Below are 11,610 nucleotides of genomic sequence, written 5' to 3'. Positions count from 1 at the left end.
CTTTCTCTGTTTTTAATGCCCGCATCTTATGCCGCTGAAGAGTTGGAGATTGACGGCCTACTACTTGATAGGAGTATTAGCCGCTTTGGTCATCAGTTCTATTTTGAGTTTTCTAATTACTGGCGAGATCTCCCTTCAACTGCAGGTTTTAACATTGAAATTAAAGAAACGGTCATTCCAAAAGCAGGCACAAAGCTGTCGTTAATAATGAATAACCAACTTGTTTACGCAACTTATTTAGGTAGACGACTAGAGCCTTTAAATGAGCGTGTGGAGCAGGCTGTTTATACAGTGATAGATGCAATGGCTCGCGAAAACATGGCAGTGTCAACACCCGATATGGCTAAAGATGGATGGTAAAATGAAAAATATAGCCCTTATAATAATAACAACATTAAGCTTTTCAGCAGCAGCAACTGAAATAATTTACACCCCAATTAACCCAAGCTTTGGTGGTAACCCACTCAATGCAAATATGCTGTTGAGTAAAGCCCAAGCTCAAAACAAGCATAAAGCACCGGTAGTAGAAAAAGGTTACGCTGAACAATTTCAAGAAACTCTAGAGCGCACCTATTTAAACCGTATGGTAAGAGAAATTACCGATATGGCATTTGGTGAGGACATAGAAGATAGCCTTTTCAATCAAGACTCCATATTTATGAGTGGCGATTATCAAATTGAAGTTATAACCAGCACAACCGATTCTATTACAGTAAGAATAACAAATATAATTGATGACACCGTGGTGATCATTGAAGTACCGAGGTTTGGATAATGTATAAACTACTAATAACAATAATATTAATAGGATTGAGCGGTTGTGCGAGCCTAGGGAATTTAATCCCACCATCGCAACAAAAAGCAGTTAGTTTAGAACCAACCGAATTATTCGCAGATCTGAAAAACTTACCAAAACCGGTCGGGAGTATTCCTGTATCAGTATACTCATTTAGAGATCAAACAGGTCAATATAAGCCACAAACTAACGTTAGCTCATTTTCGACTGCCGTTACTCAAGGTGCTAACTCAATACTCATACAAGCATTACATGAATCTGATTGGTTTACGCCGGTAGAGCGTGAAGGTTTACAAAACATTTTAACAGAGCGAAAAATTATTCGTGCGGGCCAAGCCGATAATCCTAACCAAGCTGATTTACCCCCGCTAACAACCGCAAAAATCATTTTAGAGGGCGGTATCATAAGCTACGACACTAATGTAAAAACAGGTGGTTTGGGTATGGAATACTTTGGTATAGGCGCATCAGAGCTTTACCGCGAAGATGCTATTTCAATATACTTACGCGCTGTTGATGTTCGTACAGGACAAGTACTACTAAGTGTAGCCACCAGCAAAAAAGTACTTAGCCAAGAAATGCGTGCAGGCTTTTTTAGATACGTAAGCTACAAACGACTGGCAGAAGCAGAAGCAGGCTTTAGCGACAATGAACCTATGAGTATTTGTGTTACCCAAGCAATAGAAAAAGCACTCACAGATCTCATAACAAAAGGTATTGATAAAGGCTTATGGGCTAAAAAATCGGCGTAAACTGATTTCCTGGATTAACTAAAGGCTACATATTGTAGCCTTTATAGGTTGTGTGATTAGTAAGTTGAAAGTACTTCGCTAACCCAACCCTTATAAAAAATCTAGAGGATAAAGTTTTTACTTTAATAACTTTAATAAAGTATTGGTGGCTTTACTCTTATTTAGCCATTGGCAGCAAAACCGATATATAGCGCTGCGCCCAATTAGCAAGCTCCACCCTGTTGCGTGAGTTAGTTTTTTTAAACGCACTGTATAAATGTGTTTTTACAGTGTGGTCGCTAATGTTAAGTTTATCAGCGATTGTATTGTTACTCGCCCCCTGTGCAATTAAATGAATAACAGACTTTTCTCGTTTTGTTAAATGATCGTAATCGTCCTGCTTTAATTCAATGTCGTCGTGTAAGCTATTAAACGACGATGCCACGGCTAAAATATCGTTAAAAGCTTTTGAAATCACTTTACGCGTAAACCAAAGCTCGCCAGTATTAACACGAAGTAACCCTTTAAAAATATCTTCTGGTGGATCAGATTTATAAAAAACACCATTAAAATGGTTAAGCAATAAGTTTTGCTCGCACACATCTTCTTTATCAACATTAAAAATGACAACGCTATAGTGTTTAGCTAAACAAATAAGGTCAGTCGGAATAAGGTCTTGCCATTTGCTTTTAGCACCATCTATTAAAAACAAATCATAATTTGTGCGCTGCTCAGCTTTAGGAATAACCTCGTCCATTTTAATATCACCAAACAAAGCTTGTAGTGTTCTTAAAATAGCGGTGTAGTTGTGTGAATGAAAAGATGATTGAAACGTTGTTTTTACAAATACCGAGTTTTTATGGGGCATAAATTTCGTCCTTGAAACATTTACACTACATTACCTAAATCAAATACAACTTACAATGGGATTTTGATATTAAAGTACTGTTATTCTTTCTCATCCTACAATAGATAAAAATCAATTAAATCAATGCAAAACCTTCATCAATTTTATTTTTAAAATTGCTTTTATAAGATAAATAACAGATCGGATTAGTGGCTTAATAACTTATAAAGCCTTAAATATGCATTAGCCTAAACTAACTTTAGGATCAATTATTCTATACTCGCTTTTAGTTTATTTAGCGCATCAACCGAAAAACCTCGATCATAAAAATATAAAATTTCGCCGCTGCTATTTATGAGTACTACACGTGAGTTATTTGGGCTTTGATTACCTGTAAACTTTTGAACTGTTTCACCATCTTTATAAATAGTGATTACCCCACCCCATAATTCTTTAGGGATGCCTTTGCGCATACCGCTGTCTATAAATGTGCTAAACATACGTGGTGCCATGCCGGCAATGGTTGGTAGTTCGTATGTAGGGAGCGTTACGCCCGCCATATCTAAACCAATTAACCAACGGTCTATATCAAACTGACTATCTTGCTTGTACCCAATGAGCAGCAGTGTTTTATCTGCTTTAAAATCGCTGGGTATAGTCACCATGCTTTGCTCTAAACTTTCGCCGCTAATGCTTGGGAACTGTTTACCTGTTAATTGCTGGTTTGGATACTGTGTTGTACATGCACTAAGTAGTAAAAATGCAAAAGCACTTAATGTTAATTTGATCATAATAAACCTAATATTTATAAATTTCATAATGATACGTTTAGTATGGCAGCTGAGATCTAAAAATGCTGATTAGTTATATAATTTTTAAATTTAGACGCCGTCATGGGCTTACCATACTTCCAACCCTGTCCATAATGCACACCCGCCATTTTTAAAATAGCTTCTTGCTCAGTGGTTTCAATCCCTTCTGCCACACAGGTATAATTAAACTTATGCACAAGTTCCATAATATTTGGGATCATAGAGGCTTTTAAGCCCTCAGTTGCTATATCTTGAACAAACGTACGATCAATTTTAAGTTGATGAAAGCTCAAATTTTGTAAGTTTCTTAAATTCGAATAACCCGTACCAAAGTCATCTAATGATAAGTTAAATCCCGATTCAACTAAGGTTCTAAAATGAGCATGCGCAATGCTTGTATCAAGGTATTCGTCTTCAGTTATCTCTAAACAAATAATAAAGCGTGAGTTGGTAAGCTCTGTAATTTGCGGCAGTAACGACACATTACCCAGCTCTACATCACACGGAAATATATTAAGCGACACTTTAAAGCCTTCTGGCAATAACTCTATAGAGGTTAACTCTTTTATTGTGGTAGCAATCATTGCCTCAGTAAAAGTCCAAGTTAAATTATTTTTTCTAATAACCGGAATAAACTCATCTGGAAATAAAGCACCGTACTTATCTTCAAAACGTGCAAGTACCTCGCAACCAATCAGCTTGCCACTTTGCAAACAAATAATGGGCTGGTAAGTCCAATAAAATGATCCCTTTTTGAGCCCTTTACGAATACGTTGATTGGTAGAGCGGCGTGCAGCAATCCTCGCATCAACTATTAACGCACTCGATATGCCCGCTAAACAGGTTAAAATTAACGAAATTATTAATAATAAGTGATTATTAGAAAAAAACAGACTCCAAGGCAAGTGCACTACTACACAATATTGACTACTTGTAAAACTGCAAACTGAGTTAGTTTCGTAAGGAAAAAAAACGCTGTTTTTTACCTGCTGGTACAGCCCCTCTTTACCTGCTAAATGATGCAAAGCATTTGGTGTTTTATAAATAACTTCCCAATCTGGCGCAGTAATTCCGATGTTGGTAAAGGGCGTGCTCTGCATAATTAAATTATAATCCCCTTGTCTGACTATAATTACCTCCATAGGGCGCTCACTAAATAATAATAGATAAAGCTCTGGCTCAAAACGAACCCTCACCTGTTCATCATCTCGAATAAAGTCAGGCTGTTTGTCGTTAATTGGTTTACTTAATAAGCCTGCACCCGTAGTGCAAACTAGCTGGTTACCTTTAAAAAAGCCTATATCAATTACATATTTTGCATCAAATAAAGCGCGGCGCATCTCAAGAAGGGTTGTGTTGTCACACTGCTTAAACGCAAGCTTATTTAATGGGGTAAGAATTCGACGCCTCTCTGCAATTGCACCTTCTACATGACCGAGAATATATTCAGCATCAGACTTTGTTTGTGCTGTTAACTGCTGCGCTGCAAAATTGAGCAAAATAAAACAGCCAATTACAAAAACTAACCCTCCGGTTAAAACGGCTATAATAGATTTTTGTTGGTACTTTTTCATAGCATCTCGAAGTTGTTAATTTATATCACTACTTTATTAGATGATTGCATAAGTCGCATTAAATTCAAACAGATCGATTTAAGAATTATTGAACGAATTTTGAATAAGCTGAGTGATTTTAGCGCTTACCGTTAAATGCTGATTACTTTCAAAGTGAATCCCATCACCGGCTGTTACATTAATAAATGTATTAAAATCAATAAAAGTACATTTATGAGTAGCCCCAACGCTTTTGAATGCACTAGAGAGCTCTGTTGCTTTTATATCTGCACCTTCGTAAATACGCGAATACTGCTCGGTGATTCTTATTTTAGGTGGGCTAGCAATAATAATTTTAGGAGATTTTAAAGTACTACCTTGCTGATAATAAATATGTATTGAGTTAATTAAATCATTTAACCCATCTGCTATTAAACTAGGTGTTAAATTAAAACGTTTTTTAAGATCGTTTGTACCAAGGGCAATAATAATAAAGTCGAGCTCATGCTTATCCAAATAAGGCTTTAGATAACTAACACCATTAAGCACGCCATCAAACGGTGGATTATGCACTAACGTGCGGTTAGGCTGCCCTGCCTCTATTACGTTAAAGCCACACCCTAAGTTTTTATTTAATAACGATGTCCAACGGGTATTTTCATCAAAGCGTTTTCCCGTTACAGGGTTTAAACCCCACGTATTAGAATCACCAAAGCAGAGAATATTTTTTGTCATGTTAATTATTAAAATGGATTGAGTGTATAACCCTGCTGTTGCAGCTGGGCATGTGCTGTCATCGCCGAAAGTGACATTTGCACACCTTCAATTAGTTGTTCTGGTGCTACTTTATAATGCGTAGCCGATTGCCCACATACATAAACCACGGTGTTATTGGCCAACAATTGCTTTATTAAACTTTGATTTTTGTTATCTGCTTTAAAACGTTCTTTATATTCACTATTAGCCAATACATCAACGCTAGCACTACCATGTACCACTAACGCTAATTGAATGTTATCTGGCTTTACACCGTGTGCTATATGCATATTAATAAAACGTGCAAGTGAGTTCATTGAATTGTTCTGCTCACCTTTTTTAGCGCCATCACCAACATCAAAGGCTATTTTAAATACCGTAGAGTCACTTATCTGAACATGCTCCGGGACACTATAAAAGTAACCAAAGTCTTTAATAAGGTTTTCACCCGCTTGCGAAAATGGGCTTATAAGTAAAAGTAATAATAGGTATTTCATAAACAATCCTGTGTTTTAAATAAGTTAACCTATTTATAAAACTAACAGAAGCAAAGAAAAAAGGGCAGCTTATCATGCTGCCGATTGAGTGTTTTTATGATGGTGGTTAATAAACTGCATACCTAAATAGCTAAATGTTCGTTTAAACATTTCTACAAAAATATCAGGCGCTTCAAGCGATGATGCGTTTGATAACAACGAAAAATCTTTATTACGTAAAGCCCGTAACTTCGGCTTCAAGGTTTCGTCATCCATGTAATCTGTGATCCTATCTATAAATGACTTCATTTGTACCGTAGTGTTATACCAGTAAACAGGAGACGCGAACACCCAATGGTCGTACTTTAAAAGTACTTCAAATAGCGCGTAAAAGTCATCATTTTTATAGTTTTTGTCATAACAATACGGCGCAATTTTATAATCATCCAGACAAATTACGCGCACATTATTTTGCTCGGCAAAGCTATTAACATGGGCTGTGGTATTGCCGTTTTTTCGTGCACTTGAATAAATAATAACAGTACTACGCTCAAATTTTTGTTGCATTTAGTTAGCCCCTTTTTTAATGTGGTAGAAGCTTAAAACCTCAAGTTATATTGAGGTCAACTAAAGGATTAAAATAATGGACGCTTCACAAAAAAAATTAACCGAAGCTAACCTAAGCGTTGGCTATGTAGCAAAAAGAAGTGGTGTAAAAGTATCTACTCTTCACTTTTACGAAACCAAGTTTTTAATTAAGAGCTGGCGAAATAATGGTAATCAGCGACGCTATAAACCTGATGTATTGCGCCGTGTAGCTGTAATAAAAGCAGCTCAAGCGATGGGAATAACGCTCGATGAAATTAAAAACACCTTAGCCACCCTACCCGACAACCGCACACCAACAAAACAAGATTGGTCAGCACTTTCAAAACATTGGCAATCGCAACTTGATGAGCGCATTGCGCATATGCAGCGTTTACGCGACCGCGTTGATGGGTGTATTGGTTGTGGGTGCTTATCGCTCAAAAGCTGCCCAATTTATAATAAAGATGACCACTTAGGCGATAAAGAGAGCGGAGCTGTACTTTTAAATTCTGAGCTTATACTTGTGTAAAAAGTTCAGGTCTTTTATGTATAACAAAATAAGCATTCCCCATTAGGAGTTAGCCAACAAGGTCTAAATATAGAGCTATGAAGTTTCTTGTTTAGTTGGATCGCTAGATGATTAAAAAACAATTTAAAATTTAAGGGAAGGGCTATACTCGAATGGTTTTTTTAATATATGTAAAAAGTATATTCAATGTAGATAGGAGCATTGCTAACTGGTTAATTTTTAAGTATTCTTGTGCGCCTTAAAAGGAAGCAAATATTCAAGGAACAAACTGTTGGAACCAACTAATCACACCCCTGAAAGCAACACAAAGCCACCTGTAGTTACTCAAAAATTTTCGCAAGCCCTTAAAACGGCCGATCACAAAGAACTAAAAAGTACTGGTTTTTGGTTAAATCAATTTTTTATGGTTATTTCTACTGTATTTGGTGTTTTTTTAGCGGCTCAAAGCGGTTTAGAACAAGCGCTTAAGTTTGATTCATTTAGTAAAATGGAAGATAACTACTATTTACGTACATCCTTATTTGACGAAGTTGCTGATAATGCAAACAGTATGGAAGAGTATGCTAATTTACTTGCAAAAAGCCCATCAATAAAAGAAATTGAGTATTTTAAACCAACACTCGAAAAGTACATTTGGCAAACGATGCAGTACTCACCAACTACGCTCGAAACCCCAAGTGAATTACTAACGCAAATACGTCGATTTTACTCAAGAGCTAAATTTTTAATAGACGCTGTAGCTAATAAAAGGATTTCCGCTAGACAAGCAGCTGAAGAATTAAAAGAGATTACTAATTTAATTAAAACTCAAACACTCCCTGCATTAAAAAATAGCGCTAAACAATTAAAAATGGAATTACAGCAGAATGATATTTCTGTTGGTTCGTTAAAGGAACTTACAAATGCCAACTAAAAGCTGTCCACATTGTAAAGATCATCCACTAGAAGTAACCAATTATCAGGGTGAAGAAATAGATATTTGCCGTGAATGTGGTGGCTTATGGTTCGAAAAAAATGAAGTAAATCGCATGATTTCCGAGATAAATGACGGCCCAGAAGGTGATAAATTTGAAACTCACTTTGGTGAGCCATTAGGCGTTTCTGAGCTTGACTGCCCTGATTGTAAAAAAAGTTTAGAACGTTTTCACTTACTGGAAGCTTTTCATACCGAAATTGATGTTTGTAGACACTGCGATGGCACCTGGATTGATAAAGACGAACTTGAAAGTGTTGAAAAAAGCCCTGAAATAAAGGTGAGTTTAGGCGAGCTAAATCAAAAAGTGAGTTGGAAAACCTACTTGTTTCAATTTTTAACGCAAATGCCTGTTGAATATAATATTAAGCCACAAAAGACTCCTTGGGTAACTCGCGGTCTTATTGTTTTAAATACATTGATTTTTGCACTTTATTTTTTAAACCCGAGCTCATTCAGCTATGTTATTGATAACTTTGCCATGACACCTGCAGATTTAAGCAAAGGTAATGAGCTATGGACTGTATTAACTTGCGTATTTTTACATGGTTCAATAATGCATTTAGTTGGCAATATGTACTTTTTATACATCGTTGGCGATAACTTAGAAGACGTGTTAGGCCATAAACGCTTTTTGTTATGGTATTTAGCCTGTGGACTACTCGCATCGTTTGCAAGCTACATTGTAAGCCCAATGTCTACAATTCCAGGCGTGGGTGCAAGTGGCGCTATAGCCGGTTTATTTGGCATGTATTTAATGTGGTTCAGACACGCAAGCCTTACTTTTATGTTTATAATTTATCAGAAGAAACTTTCTGCGGTATGGTTCTTCGCTATTTGGTTAGGATTTAACATTTTTGGTGCAGTAACAGGCCCCGATGGCATTGATTATGGTGCGCATATTGGTGGCTTTATAGCTGGACTAATTATTGGTTATATTTTGAAAAGTAAAATATTAGAGCAAAACCCTATAATTCGTTTACTAAACCAAAATGAAGCACAGTTAAAACGTTAATCGTTATATTAAAGCCACTAATAGATAAACATTAGTGGCTTTATAAAACTTTTCACTAATTTCTATAACTTACAACGTGTATAAACTGTATAAAATTGACCCGTGTTTTTTATCGGTATATCGTATGTTATTGGCTCTTCAGTAAGTTCGCATTCAAAGTTATTTAATATATCAGACAGCAGTACTTGCTCTTCGGTGAACTGTATAGTGGTGTACCATAAGATTGAATCTTCATCTTTTTTGTTTTCAATATAAATACTCTGTAGCAAAGAGCTATTAAAAAACATGTTTGAAGGCTTTGAACTGCGTATTTTTTTGTTATTAAAATAGAAGTAGCCAGCACTATCACTTATTGCTTCATCAATATAAGTGTCGCCATAAATGAGTTCTCTTGTTACTTTAACACCTTGTTGAGGCTCACCATTATTTAATAGCCTGCCTTTTACAGGCAACGACAACGTAACGTCTTGTTTGTTAAAAAAGCCAAACATATCTGCACATCCTTGCATTGGTATTAATAAAAATAGAATAAGCGTTAAAGTCACGCTAGCCGATCTTGCCTTGATCATAAAAATCCCTCTTATATTTGTATTTTTAGCCTAACAACAAAAGCCAACTTGTGACATATTTTAAATCGCTATTCTTAGAGTTATGCCTAAATAGATTTAGTTGATTTACTGGCGATATTAAAAATAACAATAATAGAAATGACTAAGTATTTATATATTAGCTTTAAGCGAGATAAGCTGATCTTAAAGTATTAGAAGTAATAAATATAAGATGTCATATTGTCAATTAACTAAAATACACAAACCGTTTAACATTCTTCGTAGAATTGATTGAAGATTATTTTTTAGACTGCGAGCCGCCTAAGTACTTATAATTAAACATATACTCCTTTAGTAAACTCAAACTATGTATAGCTCAGACTTCCTTTAAGTTATAAAGCGACTTTTATAATGCGCTTAAGGTATTCCCATAAACAGTTGTAGCGCTAAACGCTTTGCTTTGTATTTCCATGTTAGTTTTTCAATACGCTCAGGCTCACCTTTAAAGTGTAACCAAGGCTTAATTATTTCTTTGTTAGGTGTCGCTCTGAGCCAATTAAAATGAGCAGCCTCTTTATTAAATTTTTGCCATATTTCGGCTTGTTGATCAAGTGAAAAGTCGCTCCAAAATTTATTAGGTCTGTCATTTTTTTTATCAAATTCAGCGGTGGGTTCATCAAGGTGTCGGTAGGTTTCATACTCAGGTACATCAGGTAGTGGTTGGTTGTTGTCCATAAAGCGCACTACACGCTCCCAATATAAATAACAGTTCATTGGGTTATTTGAGTTATCCGGCACTTGCACAACAATTTTAGTGTCAGGGTATTTATTCTCATCAACATGGCTTATATAGGGTACAAATCCCATTACACCCGGGCGTGTTGCAACCATATCTAAATGGCATACAATATCAGCCCACTTAAAACAACAATTACCCTGCTCATCACGTGCTTCGCAACCAGGGATTGGATAAGTAAAGCCTACTAGCTGCTTTTGTCTATCAAAGTATATTTGTTTTTTGGGGATGTAACTGTCTGTTAGTGGCAGTAAATTAAGAAAAAACAGGTTCCAAGAAAAAGTAAGCATAGGTATCCACCACTGGAATGGGTCCTTGGAATAGGTAGCCACTAAGCAACAGATCAACAAGATTATACTCAAAGTAAATCCGATTATTATTGGCCCAAATAAAATAACCCTGACGGAATTATTTCCGCACATTTCTACTTTATATCGTTCTGGGCGCTTTTGTATTGCCTTCTGTTTTTTAGAAGGTAAGTCATACAAGTAACATAAGCCTTTAAACTTTTCTTTAAGGCTATTTAATCTCTCAGGGTAAAAAAAACAATTAAACCGCGTTTTTTTAGGCATGATATCAACAGCTAGGTAGTCATTATTTTGCATTAGAGCCCTTTACTTTGCTTACCTAGGGAATTTGGAAGACCTAGATTTGAAATCCTTTTCTATTTGTTAACTTACCATAAACGGTGAAGGGTTAGTAACCTCAAGGAAAGCCGATAAAAAGCTGAAGCGCAAGATGCTTTGCTTTATATTTCCACGTTAATTGCTCTATGCGCTCTGGTTCTGCTTTCCAATGCAGCCAAGGTTTAATTACTTCTTCACGCTCTCTACCTTTAAGCCAATCAAATGGAAATGCTTCACTCAGAATTTCCTCTTCAATTTCTAATTGCTGCGAAAACGAAAATGAGGTCCAAAACTCATCAGGCCGATTATTCCTCTTATCAAATTCAGCTGTGATAGAGTCTAGATGTCGGTGCTTTTCGTATTCTGGTACATCAGGTAAGGGTTTACTTAAATCCATAAAGCGTACATAACACTCCCACAATAAATAACAATGCACTGGATTGGCTGAAAGTTCTACAACTGAACCGGTTACTATTGTTTTAGGGTATGTAGTGGTACAGTGATTTTGGCCACCCATTAAGAAAGAAATGTTATGCTAATAAGCATACAAATTTGGGTGAAAAA

15 protein-coding genes are annotated in these 11,610 nt (G+C 36.1%); 6 read left to right on the top strand and 9 right to left on the bottom strand.

Annotation, left to right across the window (positions count from 1 at the left end; genetic code table 11):
- Positions 1–15: 15 nt before the first annotated feature.
- The 3 genes from I6F50_RS12625 to I6F50_RS12615 are packed head-to-tail and all read left to right on the top strand — an operon-like array spanning position 16 to position 1,548.
- Positions 16–360: a curli production assembly/transport protein CsgE gene (locus tag I6F50_RS12625; RefSeq protein ID WP_085999476.1), complete on the top strand. Its 345-nt coding sequence runs from the start codon at positions 16–18 to the stop codon at positions 358–360.
- Positions 350–775, top strand: coding sequence for a curli assembly protein CsgF (locus I6F50_RS12620; RefSeq protein ID WP_007584408.1), 426 nt, complete (start codon positions 350–352; stop codon positions 773–775). Before I6F50_RS12625 ends, I6F50_RS12620 begins: the two co-directional genes overlap by 11 nt.
- On the top strand, positions 775–1,548 hold the full coding sequence (locus tag I6F50_RS12615) for a CsgG/HfaB family protein (protein ID WP_007584410.1): 774 nt from the start codon (positions 775–777) through the stop codon (positions 1,546–1,548). Before I6F50_RS12620 ends, I6F50_RS12615 begins: the two co-directional genes overlap by 1 nt.
- 157 nt (positions 1,549–1,705) lie before the next feature.
- Here I6F50_RS12615 and I6F50_RS12610 read toward each other — a convergent pair whose 3' ends face one another.
- From I6F50_RS12610 to I6F50_RS12585, 6 genes are all read right to left on the bottom strand, one after another.
- On the bottom strand, positions 1,706–2,395 hold the full coding sequence (locus I6F50_RS12610) for a response regulator transcription factor (RefSeq protein WP_007584415.1): 690 nt from the start codon (positions 2,393–2,395) through the stop codon (positions 1,706–1,708).
- Positions 2,396–2,643: 248 nt separating this feature from the next.
- A complete protein-coding gene (locus tag I6F50_RS12605; protein ID WP_165741201.1) occupies positions 2,644–3,165 on the bottom strand; it encodes a hypothetical protein in 522 nt (173 codons plus the stop codon).
- Between the two features lie 56 nt (positions 3,166–3,221).
- Positions 3,222–4,760 carry an EAL domain-containing protein gene (locus tag I6F50_RS12600; protein WP_165741200.1) on the bottom strand — a complete coding sequence of 513 codons (1,539 nt, stop codon included), beginning with the start codon at positions 4,758–4,760 and terminating at the stop codon, positions 3,222–3,224.
- A 78-nt stretch (positions 4,761–4,838) separates the two neighbouring features.
- The gene (locus tag I6F50_RS12595; protein WP_165741199.1) at positions 4,839–5,474 is read right to left on the bottom strand and encodes an SGNH/GDSL hydrolase family protein; all 636 of its coding nucleotides are present in this window, start codon (positions 5,472–5,474) and stop codon (positions 4,839–4,841) included.
- An 8-nt stretch (positions 5,475–5,482) separates the two neighbouring features.
- Entirely contained in the window at positions 5,483–5,992 is a 510-nt protein-coding gene (locus I6F50_RS12590) for a DsrE family protein (protein WP_165729401.1), read from the bottom strand.
- Positions 5,993–6,064: 72 nt separating this feature from the next.
- Complete coding sequence (locus tag I6F50_RS12585) at positions 6,065–6,538, bottom strand: flavodoxin family protein (protein WP_197141846.1); 474 nt, start codon at positions 6,536–6,538, stop codon at positions 6,065–6,067.
- 76 nt (positions 6,539–6,614) lie between these two features.
- Between I6F50_RS12585 and soxR the strand changes: the two genes are divergently transcribed.
- The 3 genes from soxR (at position 6,615) to I6F50_RS12570 (ending at position 9,076) form a co-directional block, all read left to right on the top strand.
- Entirely contained in the window at positions 6,615–7,088 is a 474-nt protein-coding gene (gene soxR, locus I6F50_RS12580) for a redox-sensitive transcriptional activator SoxR (RefSeq protein ID WP_197176408.1), read from the top strand.
- Positions 7,089–7,359: 271 nt separating this feature from the next.
- Positions 7,360–8,001, top strand: coding sequence for a hypothetical protein (locus I6F50_RS12575; protein WP_165741196.1), 642 nt, complete (start codon positions 7,360–7,362; stop codon positions 7,999–8,001).
- On the top strand, positions 7,991–9,076 hold the full coding sequence (locus I6F50_RS12570) for a rhomboid family intramembrane serine protease (RefSeq protein ID WP_165741195.1): 1,086 nt from the start codon (positions 7,991–7,993) through the stop codon (positions 9,074–9,076). Before I6F50_RS12575 ends, I6F50_RS12570 begins: the two co-directional genes overlap by 11 nt.
- A gap of 62 nt (positions 9,077–9,138) precedes the next feature.
- On the opposite strand, the gene I6F50_RS12565 is transcribed toward I6F50_RS12570, so the two are convergent.
- The 3 genes from I6F50_RS12565 to I6F50_RS12555 form a co-directional block, all read right to left on the bottom strand.
- The gene (locus I6F50_RS12565; protein ID WP_231609722.1) at positions 9,139–9,645 is read right to left on the bottom strand and encodes a transthyretin-like family protein; all 507 of its coding nucleotides are present in this window, start codon (positions 9,643–9,645) and stop codon (positions 9,139–9,141) included.
- 396 nt (positions 9,646–10,041) lie between these two features.
- Entirely contained in the window at positions 10,042–10,710 is a 669-nt protein-coding gene (locus I6F50_RS12560; protein WP_231613019.1) for a hypothetical protein, read from the bottom strand.
- Between the two features lie 415 nt (positions 10,711–11,125).
- Entirely contained in the window at positions 11,126–11,563 is a 438-nt protein-coding gene (locus I6F50_RS12555) for a hypothetical protein (RefSeq protein ID WP_197176404.1), read from the bottom strand.
- Positions 11,564–11,610: the final 47 nt, after the last annotated feature.

Origin of the sequence: Pseudoalteromonas sp. NZS127_1, from assembly GCF_015864295.1 — a bacterium.
Classification (GTDB): Bacteria; Pseudomonadota; Gammaproteobacteria; order Enterobacterales; family Alteromonadaceae; genus Pseudoalteromonas; species Pseudoalteromonas arctica.
Note: the sequence above shows the minus strand (reverse complement) of the source record. Positions and strands in the feature narration are given on the sequence as shown.